Origin of the sequence: Sphingorhabdus profundilacus, from assembly GCF_009769755.1 — a bacterium.
Classification (GTDB): Bacteria; Pseudomonadota; Alphaproteobacteria; order Sphingomonadales; family Sphingomonadaceae; genus Sphingorhabdus_B; species Sphingorhabdus_B profundilacus.
On the sequence record NZ_SDWJ01000002.1, the window covers coordinates 1,105,687 to 1,130,570 of the forward strand.

At 53.9% G+C, this 24,884-nt stretch carries 24 protein-coding genes, 3 tRNA genes and 3 rRNA genes; 21 read left to right on the forward strand and 9 right to left on the reverse strand.

The genetic code is table 11. From position 1 onward, the window contains the following. The first annotated feature begins 86 nt into the window (after positions 1 to 86). From EUU23_RS13130 to EUU23_RS13170, 10 genes are read left to right on the forward strand one after another with little or no spacing between them, the layout of a single operon-like run. Positions 87 to 1,007 carry an SMP-30/gluconolactonase/LRE family protein gene (locus EUU23_RS13130; RefSeq protein ID WP_160354516.1) on the forward strand — a complete coding sequence of 307 codons (921 nt, stop codon included), beginning with the start codon at positions 87 to 89 and terminating at the stop codon, positions 1,005 to 1,007. 15 nt (positions 1,008 to 1,022) lie between these two features. Then, positions 1,023 to 1,718 (forward strand): VIT1/CCC1 transporter family protein, encoded by a 696-nt coding sequence (locus EUU23_RS13135; RefSeq protein ID WP_160354517.1) that lies wholly within the window; start codon positions 1,023 to 1,025, stop codon positions 1,716 to 1,718. A gap of 8 nt (positions 1,719 to 1,726) precedes the next feature. Further along, positions 1,727 to 2,386, forward strand: a complete 660-nt coding sequence (locus EUU23_RS13140; protein WP_160354518.1) for an HAD-IA family hydrolase — start codon at positions 1,727 to 1,729, stop codon at positions 2,384 to 2,386. Positions 2,387 to 2,428: 42 nt separating this feature from the next. After that, positions 2,429 to 3,139 (forward strand): CoA transferase subunit A, encoded by a 711-nt coding sequence (locus EUU23_RS13145; RefSeq protein WP_160354519.1) that lies wholly within the window; start codon positions 2,429 to 2,431, stop codon positions 3,137 to 3,139. Next, entirely contained in the window at positions 3,139 to 3,600 is a 462-nt protein-coding gene (locus EUU23_RS13150) for a hypothetical protein (RefSeq protein WP_160354520.1), read from the forward strand. The genes EUU23_RS13145 and EUU23_RS13150 overlap by 1 nt, the downstream gene beginning before the upstream one ends. Next, positions 3,597 to 4,502, forward strand: a complete 906-nt coding sequence (locus EUU23_RS13155; RefSeq protein ID WP_160354521.1) for a 5'-nucleotidase, lipoprotein e(P4) family — start codon at positions 3,597 to 3,599, stop codon at positions 4,500 to 4,502. The genes EUU23_RS13150 and EUU23_RS13155 overlap by 4 nt, the downstream gene beginning before the upstream one ends. Next, the gene (locus EUU23_RS14315; RefSeq protein ID WP_281346892.1) at positions 4,499 to 4,624 is read left to right on the forward strand and encodes a hypothetical protein; all 126 of its coding nucleotides are present in this window, start codon (positions 4,499 to 4,501) and stop codon (positions 4,622 to 4,624) included. The genes EUU23_RS13155 and EUU23_RS14315 overlap by 4 nt, the downstream gene beginning before the upstream one ends. Next, positions 4,621 to 5,262: a CoA transferase subunit B gene (locus tag EUU23_RS13160; RefSeq protein ID WP_160354522.1), complete on the forward strand. Its 642-nt coding sequence runs from the start codon at positions 4,621 to 4,623 to the stop codon at positions 5,260 to 5,262. The genes EUU23_RS14315 and EUU23_RS13160 overlap by 4 nt, the downstream gene beginning before the upstream one ends. Before the next feature lie 8 nt (positions 5,263 to 5,270). Then, positions 5,271 to 6,533, forward strand: a complete 1,263-nt coding sequence (locus EUU23_RS13165; protein ID WP_246156456.1) for a serine hydrolase domain-containing protein — start codon at positions 5,271 to 5,273, stop codon at positions 6,531 to 6,533. Between the two features lie 7 nt (positions 6,534 to 6,540). Next, positions 6,541 to 7,227 (forward strand): glutathione S-transferase family protein, encoded by a 687-nt coding sequence (locus EUU23_RS13170; RefSeq protein WP_160354766.1) that lies wholly within the window; start codon positions 6,541 to 6,543, stop codon positions 7,225 to 7,227. Here EUU23_RS13170 and EUU23_RS13175 read toward each other — a convergent pair. Both EUU23_RS13175 and EUU23_RS13180 read right to left on the reverse strand, forming a co-directional pair. Further along, positions 7,224 to 8,084, reverse strand: coding sequence for an ATP-grasp domain-containing protein (locus tag EUU23_RS13175; protein ID WP_160354523.1), 861 nt, complete (start codon positions 8,082 to 8,084; stop codon positions 7,224 to 7,226). The genes EUU23_RS13170 and EUU23_RS13175 overlap by 4 nt on opposite strands. After that, positions 8,081 to 8,494, reverse strand: coding sequence for an EVE domain-containing protein (locus EUU23_RS13180; RefSeq protein WP_160354524.1), 414 nt, complete (start codon positions 8,492 to 8,494; stop codon positions 8,081 to 8,083). Before EUU23_RS13180 ends, EUU23_RS13175 begins: the two co-directional genes overlap by 4 nt. A 64-nt stretch (positions 8,495 to 8,558) precedes the next feature. On the opposite strand from EUU23_RS13180, the gene EUU23_RS13185 reads away from it, so the two are divergent. Continuing rightward, complete coding sequence (locus tag EUU23_RS13185; RefSeq protein ID WP_160354525.1) at positions 8,559 to 9,497, forward strand: isopenicillin N synthase family dioxygenase; 939 nt, start codon at positions 8,559 to 8,561, stop codon at positions 9,495 to 9,497. Here the strand turns inward: EUU23_RS13185 and EUU23_RS13190 are convergent. Continuing rightward, positions 9,487 to 10,998, reverse strand: coding sequence for a lipopolysaccharide biosynthesis protein (locus EUU23_RS13190; RefSeq protein ID WP_160354526.1), 1,512 nt, complete (start codon positions 10,996 to 10,998; stop codon positions 9,487 to 9,489). The genes EUU23_RS13185 and EUU23_RS13190 overlap by 11 nt on opposite strands. Positions 10,999 to 11,444: 446 nt before the next feature. Between EUU23_RS13190 and EUU23_RS13195 the strand changes: the two genes are divergently transcribed. The 6 genes from EUU23_RS13195 to EUU23_RS13220 all read left to right on the forward strand — a co-directional run bounded on the left by EUU23_RS13195 (position 11,445) and on the right by EUU23_RS13220 (position 16,791). Beyond that, positions 11,445 to 12,935 (forward strand): 16S ribosomal RNA (locus EUU23_RS13195). Positions 12,936 to 13,112: 177 nt separating this feature from the next. Next, positions 13,113 to 13,189: transfer RNA gene (locus EUU23_RS13200), tRNA-Ile, on the forward strand. Between the two features lie 20 nt (positions 13,190 to 13,209). Further along, positions 13,210 to 13,285, forward strand: a tRNA-Ala gene (locus tag EUU23_RS13205). A gap of 252 nt (positions 13,286 to 13,537) precedes the next feature. Next, positions 13,538 to 16,329: ribosomal RNA gene (locus EUU23_RS13210) — 23S ribosomal RNA — on the forward strand. Between the two features lie 136 nt (positions 16,330 to 16,465). Next, positions 16,466 to 16,580, forward strand: a 5S ribosomal RNA gene (gene rrf / locus EUU23_RS13215). The 16S, 23S and 5S rRNA genes sit together here with 3 tRNA genes alongside, the layout of an rRNA operon. Positions 16,581 to 16,714: 134 nt before the next feature. Next, positions 16,715 to 16,791: transfer RNA gene (locus tag EUU23_RS13220), tRNA-Met, on the forward strand. Between the two features lie 168 nt (positions 16,792 to 16,959). On the opposite strand, the gene EUU23_RS13225 is transcribed toward EUU23_RS13220, so the two are convergent. Then, complete coding sequence (locus EUU23_RS13225; protein WP_160354527.1) at positions 16,960 to 17,634, reverse strand: PilZ domain-containing protein; 675 nt, start codon at positions 17,632 to 17,634, stop codon at positions 16,960 to 16,962. Positions 17,635 to 17,730: 96 nt separating this feature from the next. Beyond that, positions 17,731 to 17,943, reverse strand: coding sequence for a phasin family protein (locus EUU23_RS13230; protein WP_218939612.1), 213 nt, complete (start codon positions 17,941 to 17,943; stop codon positions 17,731 to 17,733). Positions 17,944 to 18,351: 408 nt separating this feature from the next. Between EUU23_RS13230 and EUU23_RS13235 the strand changes: the two genes are divergently transcribed. Then, positions 18,352 to 18,717 (forward strand): thioredoxin domain-containing protein, encoded by a 366-nt coding sequence (locus EUU23_RS13235; RefSeq protein WP_160354529.1) that lies wholly within the window; start codon positions 18,352 to 18,354, stop codon positions 18,715 to 18,717. Here EUU23_RS13235 and EUU23_RS13240 read toward each other — a convergent pair. Next, positions 18,665 to 19,576, reverse strand: coding sequence for a LysR family transcriptional regulator (locus EUU23_RS13240; RefSeq protein WP_343032733.1), 912 nt, complete (start codon positions 19,574 to 19,576; stop codon positions 18,665 to 18,667). The genes EUU23_RS13235 and EUU23_RS13240 overlap by 53 nt on opposite strands. A 189-nt stretch (positions 19,577 to 19,765) precedes the next feature. Between EUU23_RS13240 and EUU23_RS13245 the strand changes: the two genes are divergently transcribed. The 3 genes from EUU23_RS13245 to EUU23_RS13255 all read left to right on the forward strand — a co-directional run bounded on the left by EUU23_RS13245 (position 19,766) and on the right by EUU23_RS13255 (position 22,754). After that, the gene (locus tag EUU23_RS13245) at positions 19,766 to 20,674 is read left to right on the forward strand and encodes a LysR family transcriptional regulator (RefSeq protein WP_160354531.1); all 909 of its coding nucleotides are present in this window, start codon (positions 19,766 to 19,768) and stop codon (positions 20,672 to 20,674) included. Positions 20,675 to 20,739: 65 nt separating this feature from the next. Beyond that, positions 20,740 to 21,849 carry a histidinol-phosphate transaminase gene (gene hisC, locus EUU23_RS13250; protein WP_160354532.1) on the forward strand — a complete coding sequence of 370 codons (1,110 nt, stop codon included), beginning with the start codon at positions 20,740 to 20,742 and terminating at the stop codon, positions 21,847 to 21,849. Beyond that, positions 21,849 to 22,754 carry a prephenate/arogenate dehydrogenase family protein gene (locus EUU23_RS13255; RefSeq protein ID WP_160354533.1) on the forward strand — a complete coding sequence of 302 codons (906 nt, stop codon included), beginning with the start codon at positions 21,849 to 21,851 and terminating at the stop codon, positions 22,752 to 22,754. The genes hisC and EUU23_RS13255 overlap by 1 nt, the downstream gene beginning before the upstream one ends. A gap of 23 nt (positions 22,755 to 22,777) precedes the next feature. Here the strand turns inward: EUU23_RS13255 and EUU23_RS13260 are convergent, their stop codons facing one another. The 3 genes from EUU23_RS13260 to EUU23_RS13270 form a co-directional block, all read right to left on the reverse strand. After that, the gene (locus EUU23_RS13260) at positions 22,778 to 23,275 is read right to left on the reverse strand and encodes a lysophospholipid acyltransferase family protein (protein WP_343032725.1); all 498 of its coding nucleotides are present in this window, start codon (positions 23,273 to 23,275) and stop codon (positions 22,778 to 22,780) included. A gap of 193 nt (positions 23,276 to 23,468) precedes the next feature. Further along, a complete protein-coding gene (locus EUU23_RS13265; protein ID WP_160354535.1) occupies positions 23,469 to 23,999 on the reverse strand; it encodes a YdcF family protein in 531 nt (176 codons plus the stop codon). Next, positions 23,996 to 24,823 carry a cell division protein FtsX gene (locus EUU23_RS13270; protein ID WP_160354536.1) on the reverse strand — a complete coding sequence of 276 codons (828 nt, stop codon included), beginning with the start codon at positions 24,821 to 24,823 and terminating at the stop codon, positions 23,996 to 23,998. Before EUU23_RS13270 ends, EUU23_RS13265 begins: the two co-directional genes overlap by 4 nt. Positions 24,824 to 24,884: the final 61 nt, after the last annotated feature.

Below are 24,884 nucleotides of genomic sequence, written 5' to 3' on the forward strand. Positions count from 1 at the left end.
AAAAAACTTCCAATATGGCATGATCTATGTCAGCGCAGGCCCAAAGAAAAACAGGCACGCAGTCTTCGTGCAAGAGGAGAGAGAATATGGCGGATTTTGAATTGGTGGCGGATGGGCTGCGCTTCCCGGAAGGGCCAGTTATCATGCCCGACGGCAGCGTAATATTAGTCGAAATCGCATTAGGCCAAATCACCCGGCTGCGGCCTGACGGGACCAGATCCGTCGTTGCAAAAACCGGGGGAGGGCCAAATGGCCTGGCTTTGGGGCCGGACGGTAAGCTATATTGCTGCAACAATGGCGGTTTTGAATATCTTGATAGCAATGGTTTTCTCGTTCCACATGGCATCGCGCATGATTATTCCGGTGGCCGGATCGAACGTATCGATCTCGACACCGGTACCGTTGAAACACTCTATAAAACCGGCGATCATGGATGTATTTTGCGTGGCCCCAATGATATAGTCTTCGACGAACATGGCGGCTTTTGGTTCACCGACCATGGCAAGGTCGATTATGCCAAACGGTGCCATGACATTGTCGGCATCTTTTATGCAAAGGCCGACGGCAGCCATCTGGAAGAAGTGGTTTTCCCGTCGAACAATCCCAATGGCGTGGGGCTCTCGCCCGACGGCAAGACGCTTTACGCGGCCGAAACCTACACATGCCGCCTGATGAAGTTCAACATTACCGCCCCCGGCAAGGTTGCGGCGGATGCGGGACCGGGCGGACCGGGCATCCCTGTATATCGCCCGGCGGGTTATAAGTTTTTCGATAGCCTCGGCATGGAAGCCAATGGCAATATATGCGTCGCGACCATCGGCGAATGCGGGATCAGCGTGATTTCGCCGGAGGGCGAACTGGTCGAATTTGTGGCTACAGACGACATCTTCACCACCAATATCGCGTTCGGCGGTGAAGATATGCGCGACGCCTATATCTGCCTTTCGGGCAGCGGCCGGCTGGTCAAGACACGGTGGGCAAGGCCGGGTCTGAAACTCAACTATTGAAAAGGAACCGGTCACATGCCGAGGCACAAGGAAGCCCATTTGATCGACCGTATCGGTTGGCTCCGTGCATCGGTGCTGGGCGCCAATGACGGCATTGTCTCGACCGCCAGCCTGATCGTCGGCGTCGCGGCGGCGCAGGCAAGTCCCGCCAATGTGTTGTTAACCGGCATCGCGGGGTTGGTCGCAGGAGCCATGTCGATGGCGGCTGGTGAATATGTGTCCGTCAGCTCGCAGGCCGATACCGAAAGCGCTGACCGTGCCCGGGAGAAGCTGGAGCTCGAAACCATTCCGGAAAAAGAACGGGAGGAACTGGTCGGCATTTACGAAGCACGGGGCCTTGATCGTGCCCTGGCCGAACTGGTTGCCGACAAGCTGACCGCGCATGACTCACTCGCCACCCATTTGCGCGACGAGCTGGGCATGGCAACACACACAGCCGCTCGCCCGGTGCAGGCCGCGCTTGCCTCAGCAGGGTCCTTTGCTGTCGGCGCCGCGCTCCCTCTCGCCATGGTGCCCTTATCGCCGGCCGCCTTCCTTAGCTGGTCGGTGTCCATCGCGGCCTTGCTGTTTCTCGCACTTTTGGGCGCGATCGGAGCAAAAGCAGGCGGGGCGCCCATTGGCAAAGCGGTTTTGCGCGTGACCTTCTGGGGTGCCTTTGCCATGGCCGCAACTGCCGCCATCGGGTCGCTTTTTGGCACGACCGTCGCGTAAGAGGGTCTATGGCATATAGTACGGTTATATTCGATTTCGGCGGGGTCATCACCTCTTCCCCTTTTGAGGCGTTCAACCGGATGGAGGCCGAGCGCGGCTTGCCCCGCGATTTTGTCCGCAAGGTCAATTCGACCGATCCCGACACCAATGCCTGGGCAAAATTCGAGCGTGCCGAAATTGACGCCGAGATGTTTGATGCGCTGTTCCGGCAGGAGGCAGAGGCCTTGGGATATAGCCTTGACGGAGCGTCAGTGATTGCCTGCCTCGCAGGTGATGTCCGTCCCGCGATGGTGGATGCACTCGACCAGCTGAAGCGCAAAGGGCTGACGCTGGGGTGCATCACCAATAATGTGCGGGCCGGACACGGCGCGGGCATGGCCACTGATGGAGATAAGGCGCGGGCGGTGGGATCGATTATGGCCCGTTTCGACCATGTTATCGAAAGCTCGAAGGCTGGTGTCCGCAAGCCCGATCCGCGTATTTACAAAATGATGTGCGCGGCGTTGGCTGTCGAACCGTCAGCCTGTATCTATCTCGATGACCTGGGCATCAACTGCAAACCCGCCGCTCAACTCGGCATGGTTGCCATCAAGGTTACCAGCGGCGAGCAGGCGTTGGACGAACTTGGTGCGCTATTGGCGTTGACCTTTGGTCCGGTTGGCGGCTAGGCGATATAGCGTTCCGTCTCTCCCACATTACTGGAGCATTTCATGGCGAAAAAACTTTTCCCCGACGCGGCTTCGGCGCTCGATGGCCTTTTGAAAAACGACATCTTGATTGCGAGCGGGGGTTTCGGTCTCTGCGGATTGCCCGAAAGGCTGCTTGATGCGGTGCGCGACAGCGGGGTAACCGGCCTGACCTTTGTGTCAAACAATGCCGGTATCGATAATGAAGGCATCGGCAAGCTTCTGCGTACAAAGCAGGTGAAGAAGATGATTTCGTCTTATGTGGGCGAGAATAAAGAGTTTGAGCGGCAATATCTAGCCGGTGAGCTTGAGGTTGAATTCTGTCCGCAAGGCACGCTTGCCGAACGGATGCGTGCGGGCGGCGCGGGCATTCCCGGATTTTATACGAAGACCGGCGTCGGCACGCTCGTGGCCGAAGGTAAAGAGGTCAAAGAATTTGGCGGCGAGGAATATATTCTCGAGCGCGGAATTTTTGCCGATCTCGCTCTGGTCAAGGCTTGGAAAGCCGACGAAAGCGGCAACCTCGTCTTTCGTAAGACGGCGCGCAATTTCAACTTGCCCGCCGCAACCTGCGGCAAGGTTTGCGTGGTAGAGGTTGAGGAAGTGGTTCCCGTGGGCAGCCTTGATCCCGACTCTATCCACCTGCCGGGTGTCTATGTTCAGCGTATGATCATTGGCGCGCCATATGACAAGAAGATCGAGTTCCGGACGGTACGCGAAAGGGAGCCTGCTTAATGCAGGACGGTCAAAAACTGCTCGCCATCGCGGGGTTGTTGAGTGCGGCTGCTGCGCTGCTCCACATAGGCTGTATAATAGGCGGCGGTGATTGGTATCGTTTTTTTGGGGCAGGTGAAGAGATGGCGAGAGCAGCCGAGGCAGGTTTATGGAAACCTGCCATGATCACTGCTGCGATTTCCATGATATTATTTATTTGGGCAGCCTATGGCTTTTCCGGGGCAGGCCAAATTGGCCGCTTGCCTCTGCTTCGAACGGCCCTGATTGTAATCGCTGCAATCTACCTGTTGCGGGGATTGTTCATCATCCCTGCTTTGATCTTGCCGCAATTGCGGTCGCCGTTCAATATCTGGTCGTCGTTGATCGTGCTTGGCTATGGGCTGGCTTACACGGTCGGAACTTGGCGGGCGTGGCCCCGGCTTTCGGCAAATGCGCGAAAGTCAAAGGAGCTGGTCATATGAGCAGATATTTGACACTCTCTATGGCCACTCTGGCGCTCGCCGGATGCGCGACGCAGGTTGAACAAGTTACTGCACCGGTTCTCATCAAGGAAGCTGTAGCAACACAGATTGGCGAAAAGCCCACACCCACATTACCCCCCACAGGACAGCAATGGCTCTATGGTTCGGCCGAAGGAACGATTGCGTCGGACCAGACGTACAGGGAAATTGCGCAATTTGTCCGGGCGAAGGCGTTGAACCGCGCAATCAAGACGCAGGTTGTGCTGGCCGACGGCTCAACGCCCGATGCGCCGCGTTTTGACAGTTGCGGCACCAAGCCTCTGGCGGCGGTATTCGATGCGGACGAAACGCTGATCTGGAATGTGGGCGCGATGCGTTTCATGGCTGAACAGGGCAAGGATTTCGATCCCGCCATCTGGAATGCATGGGAAAAAAGCGGGGCCGGAAAAGCGCTGGCCATGCCAGGTGCGATCGAGGCACTCAACATAATGCGCGATGCGGGCGTGACGATTATCGCTAACACCAACCGGACATCGGCCAATGCCAAAGGCACGGAGGATACGCTGCGCGCCGCTGGCCTCGGTGAATTCAAGCATGGCGAAACGCTTTTCCTGATGGGTGATGATACGACCGGTTCGAACAAGGACGCCCGTCGGTCGACTATCGCAGCCAATTACTGTGTCGTGGCGCTGGCGGGCGACCAGTTGGGTGACTTTGCCAATGCATTTAACGCCAAGGGGCTTTCGGTTGCAGACCGCAAGAAACTGGCAACGCACCCCGCCATCGCGGCGCTTTGGGGCAATGGCTGGTTCCTCTTTTCCAATCCCGTGTACGGTCCGTCGATCCGTGGCAGCTATGACGAGATATTTTCGGCCGAAACCAAATGGGAGCCCGCGCCATGAGCGGCAAGTCCGAGGTGGAAGCACTGGCCCGCATTTGGGAAGGCGCCGACGCCGGACGGGCGCGCCCTAATGACATTATTACCGAAATCCCCACCACTGAAAAAGATGGACTGATACATTGAGCTGGACCCGCGATGAAATGGCCGCCCGCGCTGCACAGGAACTGCGCGATGGATATTATGTGAATCTCGGCATCGGTATTCCGACGCTGGTGGCGAACCATGTCCCTGCGGATATGGAGGTGACGCTGCAGTCCGAAAACGGCATGCTGGGGATCGGTCCTTTCCCCTTTGCAGGCGAAGAGGATGCCGACCTGATCAACGCAGGTAAGCAGACGATCAGTGAATTGCCGCAAACCGCCTATTTCGACAGCGCGGCCAGTTTCGCGATGATCCGCGGCGGACATATCGACCTGACCGTATTGGGGGCGATGGAAGTTGCCGAAAACGGCGACATCGCCAACTGGATGATTCCCGGGAAGATGATCAAGGGTATGGGCGGTGCCATGGATCTGGTCGCGGGGGTGAAGAAGATCATCGTCGTGATGGAGCATAATGCCAAGGACGGTAGCCCGAAATTCATCCCGAGTTGCACCTTGCCCCTTACAGGCAAAAATGTAGTCGACATGATCATAACCGATCTTGCAGTGTTCCAACGCCCTGACCATAGCTCACCCTTTAACCTGATCGAATTGGCACCCGGCGTCACTGAGCGAGAAGTGGCCGCAAAAACGTCTGCAAAATATCTGGTGGCGGTTTAACCGAAAAAATGCGGCGGAAACTTTGGGCGCTGATGGCGCTATCCCTTATAGGTTTGGCAGTCTGGCTTAGCTTTCGGGGCCTGACTGATGATAGGCAAATAGCGATAATTTCGGCTATCTCTGGGAAAAAGTTGGGCGATCTGCCCGATTCGCCAGATGAATGGCATGGCCGGATCGACTATCAAAAACTTGACCGGCAGTTTGCAGAATTGGCAAAGCGGCCGGAAATGGCTGGCCTTGCTGTTGCGGTTGTTGAGGACGGCGAGCTGCGCTTTGTGCGAACTTATGGCGTTACCGATCATAAAACCAATGCTCCGGTAACTACTGCAACGGTTTTTCGCTGGGCATCCGTATCCAAAACGGTCACTGGAGCCCTTGCTGCAACATTGGCGAACGAGGGTGTTGTCGACTTGAAACTGCCCGTTGCGAGTTGGGAGACATCCTTGCGTTTGCCGGGTGGTGCCGAGAATCGGATATCATTGGGGCAGTTATTGGCCCATCAAACCGGCCTTACGAAAAACGCTTATGACGAAAAACTGGAGGAAGGGCAAAGCCCAGGTACTTTAAGGGGTGAATTGGAGACTGCCCCTCTGCAATGCGAACCAGGAACATGCTATAGTTATCAGAATGTCGCATTTGACACGGCGAGTGAAATATTGGGAAAGGCGGCGCAGCGAGCCTTTCCGGACAGTGTGAGTGAACGTCTCTTTCTGCCTTTAGGCATGACTAGCGCCAGTTATGGCATGGCGGGTTTGGTGCAATCAAAATCATGGGCGCGGCCACATAATGGCCAATCTGTCCGTCCAGTGCGAGAGACATATTGGCGCGTTCCGGCCGCAGCGGGCGTGAATAGCAATATTGTGGATTTTGCGCGCTGGATGCAGGCGTCGATGGGGCTGCGACGAGATGTGCTGTCTGCTTCGGTGCTAAAGATCACACACTCGCCGCGTGTAGACACCGCCAGACTATATGGAGGTCTGCTGCGGGCGGTCAACAGCAATGCAAAATACGGTTTGGGCTGGCGTAGCTTCACCTATGATGGAGTGCGTCTTGCCGGGCATTCTGGAGCGGTCGACGGTTATCGTGCGACGATGATATTTGAACCGGCTACACAAACTGGAGCAGTCGTCATGTGGAACAGCAATTGGGGTCGGCCTTTCCGCATTCCGTTCGCGGTCATCGACAGCTACCATCAACGCACCGAATCGCGTTGGCTTGACCTTGATGATGTCGCCTTGCCTGCGCCATTGTCCGAAGACGCGCAACCCTGAGGTGAACATGACCTACACATTGATTACGGCTAACCGCAATTATTCAAGTTGGAGCCTTCGGCCATGGGTCTTGATGCACATGCTGGGCATCCCGTTTGAAGACCGGCTGGAACCCTTTGGCGCGACCAGTAATTACGACGCCTTTCGCGCATTTTCGCCGACGGGACAGGTACCGGTGCTGCTTGACGGGCAGCGCACGATTTATGATTCGCTTGGTATCACCTTATATCTGGCCGACCGTCATGCCGGGATTTGGCCATCTGACGAGGCAGCGCGGGCATGGGCGATGTGTGCAGTCAGCGAAATGCATGGTGGATTTTCAGCGCTTCGCAACGACTGCACAATGAATGTCGGCGTTCGGGTGAAACCCAAACCGATGTCTGATGCGCTGAAACGCGATGTAGCCCGCATTCGGGAAATTTGGGTTCAAGGGTTGGATTGTTTTGGCGGGCCTTTTCTGGGTGGCGGGCAGTTTACGGCAGCAGATGCCTTTTTTGCCCCGGTTGCTTTTCGCGTTCGGACTTATGGCCTGGATGTGGGGAGGGCCGGCCAGTCTTGGGTTGACCATATGTTGGCCCTTGCGCCTATGCTTGCATGGGAAAAAGAGGCGCTGACCGAAAGCTGGCGGGAAATCGGCCATGAAGAAGAATTGCGCACCTGTGGCGAAGTGACTGCCGACTATAGGTTGAGCTAGATTTTAGATATAATGGCGGCGGCAAAGGCTGCACCATTGTCCTTGGCGAAACGCAAAAACAGCGATGGCTCGATCAGTTCCAATTCCATCAATCTAAACGTCCCGGTATCATCCCGGACCATATCGACGCGCGCATAAGCAAGGGAGTCGGTATCGGTAATCTCCGAGGCTGCTGCGAGGGCAGCCACGGCCAATGTCCTTGCTTGATCCGGGGCGGCGATATCGGCTTCGTGGCCACCAAATTGGTCCTGCACGCGAAAATCACCTTTGGCCGGGCGCTTGATGATGGAATGGCTGAACTGGCCATTGAAATAGAATAGCGAATACTCCCCCTCGGCGGCAATGGCGGGCAAATAGGGCTGTATCATCATGCGCCGGCCGAACGTCGAATCCGGAACTGCCGAACTTTTGGCCAGGCGGAATGTACCATCCGCCCCACCTGAAATGGGGGGTTTGATAACAAGTAAATCCGTCCCGAAAATGCCACGGGCAGTTTCAAGCGATGCAGCATCAAGCGCTTCGGCGGCTAGGGTGGGGACGCATGAAATGCCCGCTGTTTCCAGCTCGGCTAAATAGGCTTTGTCGCTATTCCAGCGTAAGATTCGAACCGGATTGGAGAGGTTGATATCCTCCGTTTCAAGCCGGTCAAGCAATGCAAACCAGCGCTGACAATCGCGTTGATATCCCCACGCCAATAAGGGTGTGACAAGGTCATAGCCTGCCAGAGCTTCGGCCTTGGTCCAGTCAATGAAAGCCGTTTCGGGACCAAATAGCCGCGCATAGTCGGATTTGATATGCGACCAATCTTCCTCATATTCCGGTATCGGACTCAATATTGCGATCCGTGGATGTGTCATTCGCCAGCCATTTTCAGTATCTCTTTCCACTCCGCCGGCCGGACGGGCGCTACCGAAAGGCGCGATTGTCGTATCAACTCCATCGCCGCCAATCGGGGGTTGGCCTTGATAGCTTTCAAGGTGACTGTGTGCGCGATTTTGCGGACGGGTTTTACGTTGACGGCGACAAAACGGGCCTTTTCATCGGTCGGATCGATGAAATGCTCCTGACTGATGGTAATGATACCGACGATTTCGAGGCCAATATTGCTATGGTAGAAAAACGCTTCGTCGCCGACCTTCATTGTTCGCAGGTGGATCGCGGCGCTATAATTGCGGACACCATCCCATGTGCCTTCGCCTTCGGACACCAGATCATCATAGCTATAAACGTCGGGTTCCGACTTCATCAGCCAATATTGTTTTTTCATGCAAAAGCTCCTGTTTGATCAAAGTCAATTTCGCTGGCCACGCTTTAGGTCAAGGGCTATTTGCATGGATATGAGTATGATGCCTATTATTTCACTGCGCCACGACGACGCTGATGCCCTTGGCCAGCAGCTTGGTGATTCCTTCAAGACCTATGGATTTGCGACTGTTGTTGACCATGGCCTTGACCCCGCGCTGGTTGCCAAAGCCTGGGCCCTGACCAAAGAGCTGTTCGAACTGCCCGAATCGGAAAAGATGGGCGGCTATGACAAGGCGCTCGCAGGGCAACGGGGATATACGCCGTTCAAGACGGAAATTGCCAAGGGCGCCGAATTTCATGACCTGAAAGAATTCTGGCATGTCGGCCGGACGATGGACCCGCCCAGCCCGCTCGCCACATCTATGCTGCCCAATGTCTGGCCACCTGTTCCCGAATTCAAAGAAACGTTTGAAACTCTCTATGCCGAAATGGACAAGGTCGGTGCGCGAATCCTGTCCTCGATTGCCCGTTATCTCGAATTGCCTGCGGACTGGTTCGATTCGGCCATTGCGGACGGCAATTCGATTTTGCGCCTTTTGCACTATCCACCCATTGTGGGCGACGCAGAAGGTTGCATACGCGCCGGCGCGCATGAGGATATCAATCTGATTACCTTGTTGCTGGGCGCAGAAGAAGCCGGGCTGCAGATCCTGCGCCCCGATGGTAGTTGGATGGACGTATCCCCGCCTGAAGGCGGTCTCGCGGTCAATGTCGGTGATATGTTGCAGCGGTTGACCAACCATGTGTTGCCCTCGACGACCCACCGCGTGGTCAATCCGTCGGGCGAACGGTCACGCTTCAGCCGCTATTCGATGCCCTATTTCCTGCACGCCCGATCGGACTTCCCCATCGCGACGCTGCCGCAATGCATCAGCGCGGATAATCCGAATCGCTATCCCGATCCGATTCTTGCGGACGATTATCTGAAAGAACGGCTGATCGAAATCGGCCTGCTCAAGGCATAGCGGGTTCGGGCGGCTTGCGTTTAACGAGCAGGTCGACGACTTCCATGAAGGTCGCCCGCGCTCCGAACCAGAGAATGGCGGTATAAACGATCCCGCCCGCAGCCGCGAGCGCGGCCAGATGGAGCAGGGCGGGCACATCGGGCCACAGCGTGGTCAGGACAAAATGGTCCAGCGTCCACACGAGTCCCGCCATCGCGGTCGCTGCGGCCAGGCCCGGCAAAACCGCACTGACCAGACCGGCGATGCCAAAGCCGATATGGGGCCGCGCCTGGTAGATGGTGAACACAAGAAGAATCGGAAACGCGACCAGCCATCCCCAGGCCAAGCCATCGGCACCATATTGGACCGCGAACAGATAGACGCTCGGCATCAACAGTGCGCCGAAGAGCGAATTGCGGACCACGATATTCGGCAAACCCAGCGCATTTAAGGCGGGTGCAAATAATATGTGCAGCGTCATCACCGGCATCGCCAGCGCGAGAATCGCAACAAGCGGTGCGGCCTCCGTCCATTTGGGACCCATCACCACATCGACCAGCGGCTGCGCTGTGACCGCCATGCCGAGATAGAGCGGGCAGGATATCAGCATGATCAGGCGTACTGCCTTAAGGAAACCTGCAGAAAGTGCCGCCCGGTCATTTTGGAGTCGGGCATAAGCTGGAAAGGCAACCTCGTTCAGGGGTGGAACGAATTTGGCGGCAAAGACTTGGGTCAAAAACAAGGCTTCGGCATATAGACCCAGATCGTGGTTATCGAAGGCGCGTCCGGCGATGAAGATATCGCACTGGCTTTGGACGATCCAGAAACCGTGGGCGACCAGCATCATGGTGCCGAAGCTGAATATCGATCCTGCGCCGGTAAAGTCGAAGCTGGGGCGGACCCAGAATCGGGTCGCAATCATCAGCGCAATCGCCCGCGTCCAGAAAATAGCGATAGGCGCGAAGACAAGTGTCCATACGCCATAGCCGTTAAAGGCCATCCCCAAGGCGATAGCCGCGCCGACAAATGCGGACGTAAGGTTCACGATCGCCGGCTTTTTGAAATCCAAATTCCGGGTCAGCATGGCTTCGGGGAGAATCAGGAAAGGCGTCGATAGATAGATAAGTGACTGCCATCGCAGCATCTCGCCAACGACCGATTCTTCATAATAGGCCGCCGCAAGGGGTGCGACGGCGAAGAATTGGATGGCGGCGAGGCCTGCATTCAGAAGAATCAGCATGCCAAAAGCCTGCCGAATCCGAATCGGCTCGACCTTTTCCGACTGAATCAGGGCCGAAACGAAGCCATAGCCATTTAGAAAATTCAAAAAAACGAGGACCACAGAAGTCATCGCAAACAGCCCATAGTCTTTGGGTTCAAGGATTCGAATAACCGCCAGGGTCGCACCCCAGCTCACCAATTGCGACAGAATCTGTGTGCCAGAACGCCAGAAAACTGCGGACTTCACGCGCGTTCCGAAGTCTTCGTTGGTTGTGTTTCCAAGTGGCGACCCAATATCCATGTCCGTCGCAATAGGGCCAAATGTTTACCAAAACCTCGAATTTCTGCGGCATTGCAAAATAATTGAAATAAAATTGCAAAAGGCTGTTGACGGAATCAGATGACCCCTTTAGAGGCCCTCTCACCGGACGGGAAGCAAGCGTTTCCGCGGTTCGGTCGCCAACAAATAGGTCACCTACTCCTCTGGTAGCAATATCAGGGAACCATAGGTGTCCGCTTTTTTGTCGGTTTGGCTCTTTGACATTGTGATTTTAGATGAAGGGACATGTGGGCGGCGGCCCCGGATCCTGCGGCTTCAAGGCGCAGGGTGTTCGGGTTACCAAATACGCCGACTGCACATATGTCCTTTACGCATATATCCATATAGTAATTGATAATTGTGCAGCCCGGATCCTTGGATTCGGTCGTATCAATCGGTTTTCCAATCGGTTGTTATGATTGTGAATCAAACTTGAGAGTTTGATCCTGGCTCAGAACGAACGCTGGCGGCATGCTTAACACATGCAAGTCGAACGAGACCTTCGGGTCTAGTGGCGCACGGGTGCGTAACGCGTGGGAATCTACCCTTTGCTACGGAATAACTCAGAGAAATTTGTGCTAATACCGTATGATGTCGAAAGACCAAAGATTTATCGGCAAAGGACGAGCCCGCGTAGGATTAGCTAGTTGGTGTGGTAAAAGCGCACCAAGGCGACGATCCTTAGCTGGTCTGAGAGGATGATCAGCCACACTGGGACTGAGACACGGCCCAGACTCCTACGGGAGGCAGCAGTGGGGAATATTGGACAATGGGCGAAAGCCTGATCCAGCAATGCCGCGTGAGTGATGAAGGCCTTAGGGTTGTAAAGCTCTTTTACCAGGGATGATAATGACAGTACCTGGAGAATAAGCTCCGGCTAACTCCGTGCCAGCAGCCGCGGTAATACGGAGGGAGCTAGCGTTGTTCGGAATTACTGGGCGTAAAGCGTACGTAGGCGGTTATTCAAGTCAGGGGTGAAAGCCTGGAGCTCAACTCCAGAACTGCCCTTGAAACTAGATAACTAGAATCTTGGAGAGGTGAGTGGAATTCCGAGTGTAGAGGTGAAATTCGTAGATATTCGGAAGAACACCAGTGGCGAAGGCGACTCACTGGACAAGTATTGACGCTGAGGTACGAAAGCGTGGGGAGCAAACAGGATTAGATACCCTGGTAGTCCACGCCGTAAACGATGATAACTAGCTGTTCGGGCTCTACGAGCTTGAGTGGCGCAGCTAACGCATTAAGTTATCCGCCTGGGGAGTACGGTCGCAAGATTAAAACTCAAAGGAATTGACGGGGGCCTGCACAAGCGGTGGAGCATGTGGTTTAATTCGAAGCAACGCGCAGAACCTTACCAGCGTTTGACATCCTAATCGCGGATTCCAGAGATGGATTCCTTCAGTTCGGCTGGATTAGTGACAGGTGCTGCATGGCTGTCGTCAGCTCGTGTCGTGAGATGTTGGGTTAAGTCCCGCAACGAGCGCAACCCTCGTCCTTAGTTGCCATCATTCAGTTGGGCACTCTAAGGAAACTGCCGGTGATAAGCCGGAGGAAGGTGGGGATGACGTCAAGTCCTCATGGCCCTTACACGCTGGGCTACACACGTGCTACAATGGCGGTGACAGTGGGCAGCAACCGGGCGACCGGTAGCTAATCTCCAAAAACCGTCTCAGTTCGGATTGTTCTCTGCAACTCGAGAGCATGAAGGCGGAATCGCTAGTAATCGCGGATCAGCATGCCGCGGTGAATACGTTCCCAGGCCTTGTACACACCGCCCGTCACACCATGGGAGTTGGATTCACCCGAAGGCGTTGCGCTAACCTAGCAATAGGAGGCAGGCGACCACGGTGGGTTTAGCGACTGGGGTGAAGTCGTAACAAGGTAGCCGTAGGGGAACCTGCGGCTGGATCACCTCCTTTCTAAGGATATCGGCGGAAAGCGCTGGAACTTGCTTCCAGAAGAGCTTCCTCCATTCCAAAGAACATTGCCGCCGTCCTCATGTCCCTTCATCCTGGAAACACTCTCTTGACGGAGAGTGAAGCCTGAGCTGGCCTTACGCCGCCTGCGGCCCTTATGGGTCAGTTATGGCGCGGTTGGGGCCGGTAGCTCAGGTGGTTAGAGCGCACGCCTGATAAGCGTGAGGTCGTAGGTTCAACTCCTACTCGGCCCACCAATCTGACCAAATATGGTGCGGGGGCTTTAGCTCAGCTGGTAGAGCACCTGCTTTGCAAGCAGGGGGTCAACGGTTCGAACCCGTTAAGCTCCACCATTTTGTATTTCCAGAGATGAAGACAACAGTTTTCGCTGTTAACGCAGCGGATTTGGCGGATTTGCCGCCGTTCTTTGACATTGTGAATGGGTTTTTTAATCGATGCCGTGGCGGCATGTTGGACGCTTGCGTTTAACGTGCTGTTACAAATCAAAATAGATTATCTGGCTGAGATAATAATTATCCGCATTGCACGTGATGATATGTTTGATCCTCGGATCATGCAGCATTGTCATTGGTGGTGTGGACTCTCAAGCGTGAGGTAAGAGCATTTGGTGAATGCCTTGGCATATACAGGCGATGAAGGACGTGGCACGCTGCGATAAGCGTGGGGGAGCCGTGAGCAGGCTTTGATCCCACGATTTCCGAATGGGGAAACCCATCCTCACTATTTAATTTTAATGCTGAGTAATCAGTGTTGGAGTTAAATAGGAAGGATATCACTTAGCTGAATAAAATAGGCTTAGTGAAGCGAACCCGGAGAACTGAAACATCTCAGTACCCGGAGGAAAAGACATCAACCGAGATTCCGTTAGTAGTGGCGAGCGAACGCGGACCAGGCCAGTGCCTGGTGTTTAATTAGCAAAAGCTTCTGGAAAGTAGCGCCATAGTGGGTGACAGCCCCGTATGCGAAAATGAAACATCAGGACTTGAGTAGGGCGGGACACGTGTAATCCTGTCTGAATATAGGGGGACCACCCTCTAAGCCTAAATACTCGTATATGACCGATAGCGAACTAGTACCGTGAGGGAAAGGTGAAAAGCACCCCGATGAGGGGAGTGAAACAGTACCTGAAACCGAATGCTTACAATCAGTTGGAGCCTCTTTATGGGGTGACAGCGTACCTCTTGTATAATGGGTCTGTGACTTAATGTATCATGCAAGCTTAAGCCGTTAGGTGTAGGCGTAGCGAAAGCGAGTCTGAATAGGGCGACTGAGTATGATGCATTAGACCCGAAACCCGGCGATCTATGCATGACCAGGTTGAAGGTGCGGTAACACGCACTGGAGGACCGAACCGTTCAATGTTGAAAAATTGTCGGATGAGTTGTGCTTAGGGGTGAAAGGCCAATCAAGCCGGGAAATAGCTGGTTCTCCGCGAAAACTATTGAGGTAGTGCCTCGGATGTTTTCCGATGGGGGTAGAGCACTGGATGGATGCGGGGGTCGCGAGATCTACCAATTCTAACCAAACTCCGAATACCATCGAGTTAGTCCGGGAGACAGACGGCGGGTGCTAAGGTCCGTCGTCAAAAGGGAAACAGCCCTAACCTACAGCTAAGGTCCCCAAATCATATCTAAGTGGTGAAGCATGTGGGATTTCCAAAACAACCAGGAGGTTGGCTTAGAAGCAGCCATCCTTTAAAGAAAGCGTAACAGCTCACTGGTCTAAATAAGAGATCCTGCGGCGAAAATGTAACGGGGCTAAAGATATGTACCGAAGCTTAGGGTGTGCAATTTATTGCATGCGGTAGCGGAGCGTTCCGTAGGCCGATGAAGCGATCTGGTAATGGGTCGTGGAGGTATCGGAAGTGCGAATGCAGACATGAGTAGCGATAGGAGGGTGAGACACCCTCCCGCCGAAAGACCAAGGGTTCCTGCTTAAAGCTAATCTGAGCAGGGTAAGCCGGCCCCTAAGACGAGCCCGAAGGGGGTAGTCGATGGGAACCACGTTAATATTCGTGGGCCTGGTGGTGTGTGACGGATCTCGTGAGTTGTCAGTTCTTATTGGATTGAACTGGCTTCGAAGAGGTTCCAGGAAATAGCCCCACCGTATAGACCGTACCCGAAACCGACACAGGTGGTCAGGTAGAGTATACCAAGGCGTTTGAGAGAAGTATCCTGAAGGAACTCGGCAAATTGCCTCCGTACCTTCGGAAGAAGGAGGCCCTCACATTGCGCAAGCAGTATGAGGGGGCACAGGCCAGGGGGTAGCGACTGTTTAGCAAAAACACAGGACTCTGCTAAGTCGGCTTCAAGACGACGTATAGGGTCTGACGCCTGCCCGGTGCTGGAAGGTTAAGAGGAGGAGTGCAAGCTCCGAATTGAAGCCCCAGTAAACGGCGGCCGTAACTATAACGGTCCTAAGGTAGCGAAATTCCTTGTCGGGTAAGTTCCGACCTGCACGAATGGCGTAACGACTTCCCCACTGTCTCCAGGATATGCTCAGCGAAATTGAATTCTCCGTGAAGATGCGGAGTACCCGCGGTTAGACGGAAAGACCCCGTGCACCTTTACTGCAGCTTCAGAGTGGCATTAGGAAAGAACTGTGTAGAATAGGTGGGAGGCTTTGAAACTTGGGCGCCAGTCCGAGTGGAGCCGAAATGTGAAATACCACCCTGTTGTTTTCTGATGTCTAACCTCGCACCGTTATCCGGTGCAGGGACCCTCTGTGGCGGGTAGTTTGACTGGGGCGGTCGCCTCCTAAAGAGTAACGGAGGCGCGCGATGGTAGGCTCAGGACGGTTGGAAACCGTCTGTTAGAGTGCAATGGCATAAGCCTGCCTGACTGCGAGACTGACGAGTCGAGCAGAGACGAAAGTCGGTCATAGTGATCCGGTGGTCCCTCGTGGAAGGGCCATCGCTCAACGGATAAAAGGTACGCCGGGGATAACAGGCTGATGATTCCCAAGAGCTCATATCGACGGAATCGTTTGGCACCTCGATGTCGGCTCATCACATCCTGGGGCTGGAGCAGGTCCCAAGGGTTTGGCTGTTCGCCAATTAAAGTGGTACGTGAGCTGGGTTCAGAACGTCGCGAGACAGTTTGGTCCCTATCTGCCGTGGGCGTCGAAATTTGAGAGGAGTTGACCCTAGTACGAGAGGACCGGGTTGAACATACCTCTGGTGTACCTGTCGTGGCGCCAGCCGCGCAGCAGGGTAGCTATGTATGGACGGGATAACCGCTGAAAGCATCTAAGCGGGAAGCCTCCCTCGAGATTAGATTTCATCGAGTCGTAGTAGACCACTACGTTGATAGGTTGGGTGTGGAAGCGCAGTAATGCGTGAAGCTAACCAATCCTAATTACTCTTTTCGCGCTTGAAGTCCCACCATCAATGACAGTGCTGACTAGCTCAGTATGTCGATGGCGGATGATTAAGTCACACCAGATACTATTTTTCCCTGCACGGGCATCGATTATAACCCAATTTCACTTGATTGTGAGCGCCTGCTTCATTGCTTGGTGACCATAGCGTTTGTGACCCACCCGATCCCATCCCGAACTCGGCCGTGAAACCAAACTGCGCCGATGGTACTACCGCTTAAGCGTTGGAAGAGTAGGGCGTCGCCAGGCATTGCAGCCGGCGCTCGCAGACAAGTGCATTGGATAAACCCATTCATAATTCAAAAGGCGGATCGCTGTCGACATTCGATAGTGTCCGCCTTTTTTCGTTTTGATCGACCTTCTTTTGGTCGCTCTGTTGGTAGCGCGGGATGGAGCAGCCCGGTAGCTCGTCAGGCTCATAACCTGAAGGTCGTAGGTTCAAATCCTACTCCCGCAACCACAAAACAAGCCTCTTCCGGGGGCTTTTTTTGTGACTATCTCGAAGCTGTTGAGATTTAGCCATTCTCAAGAATGGTTGCATCGCGGTACCTGCGATAGTCCTCTTTTTCGGTTAAATATCAATCGTCAAGGTGCCCGATCTCGACGTTAACGTTCTGGATATCTCGCACTAGTGCGTCGGGAGTTTTGTTGAAAGCCCAGTGTCCAATGAAAGATAAGAGATTTGCGGGTTGGCAAAGTCAATTAGCCATTCCTGCAAATCGGTATATTTCAACGGATGGCGAAATTTTATTCCGGCTTTGTTACCATCAACCCAAGCCACACTGGCATGGTGCGACGAAATACCATCGGCGATGATTTTAACGACATGCCCCGGACGTAATTTTGCGCGCGCTGGAATGTCCGAAATGCCTGCGCCTGAAAGGCCTATGTCGGGCATCGTGCATGAATAGCAACCGCTATCAGTCACAATCATGATGTTTGCAAAACAATCATATCGTGGAGCTCTGGCCTTGATACGGTCAATTTTGCTTTCGGAACGCAGCAGGTAACGGGTTACGTCAATGGGCGTATCAAATTGAATGCCGGCGTTACCATTTTTGACCCACATTATTTTTCCGGTCATGCGAAGATCTGATCGTAACTCCAAAGTCATGGATTGTCCGAATTGCACATCCAGATTTGTTTCAATGCGCGCACCTGTCGCTGAAATATTTCTAATGCGACAGACTGTCTGCGCGTTTTGGCAAGAAAATTTGGCGATAAGCATCACGGCAACATGTCGCTCACTGGACCTTCTTTCGACGATATCCATAACGGGTTTTTCGGTCGCGGTGATTAGCATATTGTCGCTCCATCTCTTCTACTGTCCCGACAACCCTAATGGCGAACATATGGGAATTTTGGACATATATGGTTAACGACAGAAACGAACATTTGTTTAGTACAGGCCGGATACGCCTAAAATCCAGTCTTTCACCAGATCCTTGATTTGGGCGGCAGTCATCGCCTGCTGTTGCAAAGGTTCGAAAATTTGGATCGTTGTCTGAAACATTGATTGCGTCAATTTCGAATATTCCGCGATCGCTGTTGTGAATTTGGTACGTGCAAATTCGCTTTGGAGCTGGATCAATTCCGGCGCAGTTCGAGCCAAAGCCATCGTCCGTCTCGCAAAAATCGCGCGAGTCCGTACATTCCTACAGCAGAAGCAATGGAACAAGCAGTTCAGGAAATTCGCGATTGCAACCGCGATGCGACCCTTGCTGAACGATTGGGGTTCATATCTCAAAAAGCTCGATCGTTAAGCCCTTCATTCGCTGACGAAGCTGATTTATTTTTTTGGCGACTGCCGGAAACAATGTGCCAGACGTTGGCGAAAAATGCCGGTGTTCATTCTATAGGACGATCTGTCGGCAAACTCAGTGTTTGCAACCTGACCGGTTGTGTTTGCGTTTCAACGGGGTCATTGGTGTGCTTATTGTCGATTAAATGCGGCGGAGCTTTTCCAAATGGATGCCGGGATGAAGCCCCCCAAATTATTGCCATCTCTGCCGAAACGCAAATGTTTACGCGCAAACTGAAGTTCGAAGCGGAGGCAAATTTCCCGTTCCTGACGTATGTCGACAATGGCTCTGTCCTGAGCCTCAATCTGGCGATCTATGTCGATGATGCTATGTCGGCTCTTATTGCCGGAACCGGGTGGAACGTACCTTCCTATCAATCAAGCAATGGGTGGTTTCTACAGATACCATCGACTTATGTTGTGGGTCAGGATGGGCTGGTCAAAATGCGGCATGTCGACCCCGACTATCGAAACAGGGTGGATATAGACGCGCTGCGGGGAACACTATCGTCTTTGCTTGGCGATCTATCGCTTAATGCACGGCTTCCCCCAGAGCATGAAGATAGCTCCAGTCCGTGCATCTGAGCAAGTTGAGCAGGGCGCCAGCCTCGCGCGGGCGCGGGCGACCGGCGACCGTGTAAACGGCGACAGTTCGCGTTAAATCCAGTGTGGAAAGCTTGAGATAATGAACATTTGCAGCCCGAAGGACGTGGGTTGGTGCCAAGGCTATACCAAAGCCAGCAGTCAGAAGAGCTTCCATATCACGGCTAGAATCGACTTCATGGGCACTGTTTAAATTTATGCCTGCGGTGCCCAGACGTTCGCGTTCATATTCAGTGAGGTCGAGCCCGCTGAACAACAAAAATTGTTCCTCCCGGATCAGTTCAACGTCAAGATCAACATCATTACGCATCGCCAGGGCATGCCCCGATCCGACAACCAAACCGAAAGATTCAGAAAACATGGGCCAGGCTTCAAGTCGATCCCAGGTTTCACCTAAAGAACCACCTAGCGCAATATCGGCTTCACCCGATTTGAGCATGGCTGCAATCTCTGATGCGCTTCCTCGCTTTAGCTTAATCTGAATGCCCGGAAATGCAGGATACATTTCTTGCAAAGGTCCCATAACCAATGCTGAATCAAGGGAACGCGCTACTGCGATTGATAGAGTCGACACATCGCCTTGGCTGACGGCTTTAGCCAGAGATTTTGCAGCCAGAGCGGCTTCATGACATTGCCGTAACATGGGCAACATCTTGTTTCCCAAATCCGTTAAATGCGTGTGTCGCCCCTCTCGACGGATCAGATCGCCGCCCAATTCATATTCAAGCAATTTAATCGCCCGCGTCAATGCCGGTTGGGTGACATTGCATTCTTCGGCAGCCCGGGTGAAGTTGAGCAGCTTGGCCACAGAAATGAAGTAGCGGACCTGCTGCATTTCCATTTTACTTCTCCACCAGAACGCACTCGACTCTAAACACTTACCCCAAACAGTCAATTGGGACAGGTGACTTACATTAAGTCGCCAAATGCATGAATGGGGTACAAATTTACCCTTTTAGCGAACTGAAATTCAGATAAACCCTTTTCGAAAGACATTTAGCCGTTAAACAGGACAGAAAGATCGACCATTATGAACGAGGTTTCAATTTGGATGCGGAGCTTTGTGGCTGTTGCAAATGCCGGCAGTTTTTCGGCAGCCGCTGGTCAGGTCGGGGTCACGCAATCCACTATTTCAAAGCAGATCGTTGCACTTGAGCGCCATTTGGGGACACAATTATTCCGCCGAACGACACGTTCGCTGGCGCTGACAGCAGATGGGATGCTGTTTTATGAGGGTGCTCTGCGAGCATTGGCAGCTATTGATGAAGCCGAATCTTTGGTTGGGCTGGTGGCCAACATTCAAGGAATCGTTCGTCTGACTTGCCCGCTCAGTTTAGCGGAAAGCCGGATGACAGCGATGATCGGCCGCTTTCTCACACTGCACCCAAAAATGGAGATCGATCTGCAACTTTCCGACCACGCACTGAACCTTGTGTCAGATAATCTCGATTTAGCCATCCGAGTAGGACAATTGGGGGATAGCAGGCTGACGGCGCGCAAAATTGGTTTGGCACGCAGAATAATCGTTGCGGCCCCTGCATATCTCGACCGATACGGTCGACCCGACACGCCCTCGGATTTGAGACACCATAATTGCATGTCGTACACATTGTTGAGTGCTGGTGCCCGTTGGCAATTTACCAGTGGCGATGTCGCAATGGTATCTGGCAACTTCCGCACAGACAGCCCACATGGATTGCGAGCGGCCGCCGTGGCTGGCATCGGTATTGCGGCAAACGCCCGCTGGCTTTTCGACGATGAGCTGGCGAGCGGGGCGTTGGAAATTGTTCTTCCCGACCATGAATTGAAATCTATGCCCATTCATGCGATATTGCCATCCAGCCGCTTTGTTTCAGCGCGGACACGCGCATTGTTAGATCATCTGGTGCGCGAATTCGCGCTTGATCCACTATTGTCTACCGCGTCCTATTCGCCTTAAAAGATGGCATCTTTCTGTCAGTCGCGGGATGAACACGCAGGTTGATTGCACAACACCCCCCGTCTATGGCAACGCGCATGAACCAACCTGAAGCCAAACCGTGGATCAATGCCATCCACGCTTACACCCCCGGCAAAGCCAAGTCCGATGATGGGCGCGTTCTCATCAAATTATCGGCCAATGAAAACCCGCTGGGATGCAGCCCCGATGCAACAGCTGCGCTGGTCGCGACGCAAACAAGTTTGGCGCGTTACCCGGACCCCGCCAGCACCGCATTGCGGGAAGCATTGGGCGGGCATTATGGTTTGGAAAGTGACCAGATCGTGTGCGGTACCGGGTCGGATGAATTGTTGAATCTGGCCGCTATGGGCTATGCCGGGGCCGGCGACGAGATTATCTATGTCCGCTATGGCTTTTCTGTCTATGATATTGCCGCGCGGAAATGCGCCGCTACTGTGGTTGTCGCACCAGACAAGGACTATGGAACGGACGTTGATGCTTTATTGGCGTTGGTGAATGACAAAACCCGCGTGGTATTTGTGGCCAATCCCAACAACCCCACCGGAACTTACGCGACCGATGACGAGATTGCCCGCTTGCACGCCGGATTACCGGCACAATGTCTGTTGGTGCTTGATCAGGCCTATGGCGAATATCTTGACAATGATGGTCCGGCATCGTTTGACCTTGCGCGACGCCATGGCAATATCCTTATTACCCGTACTTTTTCAAAAATCTACGGGCTGGCGGCAGAGCGGATTGGCTGGGCTTACGGCCAACCGCATTTGATCGAAACGATGAACCGCATCCGTGCCCCGTTCAATGTAACAGCAGCAGGGCAGGCGGCTGCAATAGCGGCGTTGGGCGATGCTGAATTTGTCAGCAAAAGCCGCGAGTATAACCGGATCGGACGGGAATGGATGGCAGGCGAAATTGCCGGTTTATCGAACCATGGTCTGAAAGCGGTTCCGTCCTGGGCCAATTTCCTGATGGTCATGTTCGAAGGGGCTGTCAGTGCGGAGACGGCTTATAAAGGGCTGATGGATGCAGGCTATATTGTCCGCTGGTTGCCCGGACAGGGTCTAGGCAATGGTTTGCGAATTACCATTGGCACCGAGGATGAAAATCGCGGCGTGGTTGATGCGTTGCGGATGATAGTGGAACCGCACAGCTGATGCTGCCTTTTGCCCGCCTGACGATCATGGGCCTTGGCCTAATCGGTTCTTCTATCGCAAGGGCGGTAAAGGCGAATATGCCTGCTGTACGGATTACGGGCTACGATGCTGATTCAGAAGTGCGCGCGCGCGCTATTGCGCTGGGTATTTGTGATGATGTTACAGATACGCCAGGCGCGGCCGTTATTGATGCCGATCTGGTGATCTTATGCGTCCCGGTTGGTGCGATGGGCGGGGTGGCGGAAGAGTTCGCTGCTGATCTTCCTGCCGGAGCCGTCGTCAGTGATGTGGGGTCGTGCAAGCAAAGCGTGGCGGATGCGTTGACAGCCGTTCTGCCCGGCGCGATAATCATCCCGGCTCATCCTGTAGCCGGCACCGAAAAGAGCGGACCGGATGCGGGCTTTGCCACGCTATTCAAGGGCCGTTGGTGCATCTTGACACCAGCCGACAACGCACCAGAAGCCTCTGTGGAGGCGTTGCGGACTTTTTGGCAAAGGCTTGGTGCGGAAATTGAGGTTATGGATGCACGGCATCATGACATGGTTCTTGCTATTACCAGTCACCTTCCACATTTGATCGCCTACACCATCGTGGGCACAGCGGATGATCTGCAGGGCGTCACGCAAAGCGAAGTGATCAAATATTCGGCCGGTGGTTTTCGGGACTTTACCCGCATCGCAGCCAGCGACCCCGTCATGTGGCGTGACGTATTCCTGTCAAACAAAGATGCAGTGCTGGAAATGCTGCAACGCTTTTCAGAAGATCTGTCGGCGTTGCAACGTGCAATCCGCTATGACAAGGGTGATCAGCTGGAGGCTTTGTTCACCCGTACCCGTAATATCAGGCGATCAATTGTCGAACAGGGGCAGGATGATGATGCACCTGATTTTGGACGCAAACACTAGGCCCCCATCCTAAGGGTCAGGACCTAGTCGTTCAGGATGTTCATCGCGGCATGGACGCGGGCCTCGACCTCTGCGCGAGGTAAGCCGGCGGGAATTTCTTCACCCACCTTGTACGTTATGACCCCGGGGCGCCGTAACCAATGGTTTCTGGGCATCAACTTTCCGCTGTTCACGGCCACCGGCACCACCGGAACGTTCATCATCTTGTAAAGGCCGGCAAAGCCCGATTGCAATGCGGGGCATTCGCCATGCATAACGCGGGTTCCTTCCGGGAAAATAATGATAGGCCGGCCCTGCGCCAACAAAGATTTCGACCGCGCCAGCATATCACGAAGCGCGGATGCACCGCCTTCGCGATCCACGGGTATCATGCCGTAGGCAAGTGCCGCTTTTCCCCAGAAGGGGATATTGAATAATTGTCGTTTGGCCACAACTGACGGCCTGCGAAAAACACGCGGCATGTCGATAGTTTCATACATGCTTTCATGCTTGATAGCATAGAGCACCGGCCTATCGGTCATATTGCCTAAGATAATGACGTCTATGCCTAATATCCATTTGGCGCAAAAATGCTGGTATCTGGCCCAACCACCTACGGCCCAATGCATCAATGCGGGCGAAACCAAGCTGCCGATAAAGGCTGCTATAGCATGAAAGATGGAACCGCCAAAGAAGATGACCGTGAACAATAAGGTCCTGAAAGCGGAGGCCACATTAAATTCCCAAAAGCGATGCGACCGCACGCAGCCAATATTTGTTATATTCTTTAAACAAAGCGTTCAGTGATGGCTGTGACGCCACGGCATCATTGGTCACGATGATATCATCTGCCAGGGCGCGGTCGAGTTCAAATCTTGCACGGCGCATATGCCAGTCATGGGTGATGAGCCGCAATGTTCTGACCTTGTTACGCTTTGCCCAGCGCGCGGTTTCCAATGCGTTTGATCGGGTATCAACCGATTGGAACCCCAAATCGATGCAGCACGCAAAATAGCGCGAGGACCCTTCATATTGTGCAGATAATTCACGCGGTTTCACATCTCGGTCTACTCCCGAAATCAGCATCTTGCGGGACTGACCTGCTTTCAGGATTTCCAGACCCCTGTCGATCCGGTTCGGACCGCCCGTCAGTACAACGACGGCATCGGTCTTCGAAATGTCCGCCGGTTGCGGCAATAGCAGCGCGAACCAGGCAAAGCCCAAAATCCATGCGAGCAGCACAAAGGACAAAATGCGTCTAATCATAACATCTTCTTGAGAGCAGATACCACCGTCCACCGGGCCATAAGCATGGCGAGGCCGGTTACGGCAAGTGGAATAGTCGCCAATGCCACCCAACCATAAACGGGCAGAGTTGCGCCTGCAAGCAAACCAGGCTCTACAGCGGCGATCCGGCCGCCAAGCGCCAATATGACTGCCGCTGCCGCGCCGAAACCGGCCGATCCGCCAAGCAACGCATCGAGAGCAACGCGCCGCTGGAACAGGCGCGCGGCTTGCAAATCTGTTCCGCCCATCATGTGCATGATCTCTATCGTTGTGCGGTGGGTGTTCAATGTACTGCGGACTGCGAGTATGACCACCGCCGATGTCGCTATCAGCAGCAAAATGAAAATCGCGACGGCGAGGTAGATAAGCGATGACATCAGTTGGAAAAACGGGGCCATCCAGCTGCTGTGTGAATCCAGTCGGATTTTCGGTGCTATTGTTTTCAAGCGCTTCTTCAGGCTGGTCAAAGTCGCCTGATCAGGCGCATTTTTGAAACGGATATCAATCAGGGCAGGTACGGGTATGTCGGAATCGATAACGTCATTTCCTAGCCAGGGCTTGAGCAAATTACGGACTTCGCCTTCTGGAACCGGCTCTACTTTCGAAATTCCAGCAACATTCCGCAGCATGCGGCTTATTTCGACCTTCTGTGTGGCGCGTGCGACCGGATCGGGTTCAATGATTTGCAGTGTCGCGCGCTGCGCCAGATCGGCACCACCTTTTTGTACGGCATCTACCAGGCTAAGGCCGATTGCTGCGACGAGCAACGTCAGAAAAAGCATGATCGCAATCACCCATGGCATGGGTCCTGAAAGCCGACCTTCTGGTATCAGTTTGCGGTCATGTGCTGGAAGGGCAAAGTCA

What these genes read in the sequence shown, in the direction of transcription:
- EUU23_RS13130 (WP_160354516.1), top strand. Translation starts at nt 87, where the DNA reads ATGGCGGATTTTGAATTGGTGGCGGATGGGCTGCGCTTCCCGGAAGGG.
- EUU23_RS13135 (WP_160354517.1), top strand. Translation starts at nt 1,023, where the DNA reads ATGCCGAGGCACAAGGAAGCCCATTTGATCGACCGTATCGGTTGGCTC.
- EUU23_RS13140 (WP_160354518.1), top strand. Translation starts at nt 1,727, where the DNA reads ATGGCATATAGTACGGTTATATTCGATTTCGGCGGGGTCATCACCTCT.
- EUU23_RS13145 (WP_160354519.1), top strand. Translation starts at nt 2,429, where the DNA reads ATGGCGAAAAAACTTTTCCCCGACGCGGCTTCGGCGCTCGATGGCCTT.
- EUU23_RS13150 (WP_160354520.1), top strand. Translation starts at nt 3,139, where the DNA reads ATGCAGGACGGTCAAAAACTGCTCGCCATCGCGGGGTTGTTGAGTGCG.
- EUU23_RS13155 (WP_160354521.1), top strand. Translation starts at nt 3,597, where the DNA reads ATGAGCAGATATTTGACACTCTCTATGGCCACTCTGGCGCTCGCCGGA.
- EUU23_RS14315 (WP_281346892.1), top strand. Translation starts at nt 4,499, where the DNA reads ATGAGCGGCAAGTCCGAGGTGGAAGCACTGGCCCGCATTTGGGAAGGC.
- EUU23_RS13165 (WP_246156456.1), top strand. Translation starts at nt 5,271, where the DNA reads ATGCGGCGGAAACTTTGGGCGCTGATGGCGCTATCCCTTATAGGTTTG.
- EUU23_RS13170 (WP_160354766.1), top strand. Translation starts at nt 6,541, where the DNA reads ATGACCTACACATTGATTACGGCTAACCGCAATTATTCAAGTTGGAGC.
- EUU23_RS13175 (WP_160354523.1), bottom strand. Translation starts at nt 8,084, where the DNA reads ATGACACATCCACGGATCGCAATATTGAGTCCGATACCGGAATATGAG.
- EUU23_RS13180 (WP_160354524.1), bottom strand. Translation starts at nt 8,494, where the DNA reads ATGAAAAAACAATATTGGCTGATGAAGTCGGAACCCGACGTTTATAGC.
- EUU23_RS13185 (WP_160354525.1), top strand. Translation starts at nt 8,559, where the DNA reads ATGGATATGAGTATGATGCCTATTATTTCACTGCGCCACGACGACGCT.
- EUU23_RS13190 (WP_160354526.1), bottom strand. Translation starts at nt 10,998, where the DNA reads ATGGATATTGGGTCGCCACTTGGAAACACAACCAACGAAGACTTCGGA.
- EUU23_RS13225 (WP_160354527.1), bottom strand. Translation starts at nt 17,634, where the DNA reads ATGCTAATCACCGCGACCGAAAAACCCGTTATGGATATCGTCGAAAGA.
- EUU23_RS13235 (WP_160354529.1), top strand. Translation starts at nt 18,352, where the DNA reads ATGTTTACGCGCAAACTGAAGTTCGAAGCGGAGGCAAATTTCCCGTTC.
- EUU23_RS13240 (WP_343032733.1), bottom strand. Translation starts at nt 19,576, where the DNA reads ATGGAAATGCAGCAGGTCCGCTACTTCATTTCTGTGGCCAAGCTGCTC.
- EUU23_RS13245 (WP_160354531.1), top strand. Translation starts at nt 19,766, where the DNA reads ATGAACGAGGTTTCAATTTGGATGCGGAGCTTTGTGGCTGTTGCAAAT.
- hisC (WP_160354532.1), top strand. Translation starts at nt 20,740, where the DNA reads ATGGCAACGCGCATGAACCAACCTGAAGCCAAACCGTGGATCAATGCC.
- EUU23_RS13255 (WP_160354533.1), top strand. Translation starts at nt 21,849, where the DNA reads ATGCTGCCTTTTGCCCGCCTGACGATCATGGGCCTTGGCCTAATCGGT.
- EUU23_RS13260 (WP_343032725.1), bottom strand. Translation starts at nt 23,275, where the DNA reads ATGACCGATAGGCCGGTGCTCTATGCTATCAAGCATGAAAGCATGTAT.
- EUU23_RS13265 (WP_160354535.1), bottom strand. Translation starts at nt 23,999, where the DNA reads ATGATTAGACGCATTTTGTCCTTTGTGCTGCTCGCATGGATTTTGGGC.
- EUU23_RS13270 (WP_160354536.1), bottom strand. Translation starts at nt 24,823, where the DNA reads ATGCCATGGGTGATTGCGATCATGCTTTTTCTGACGTTGCTCGTCGCA.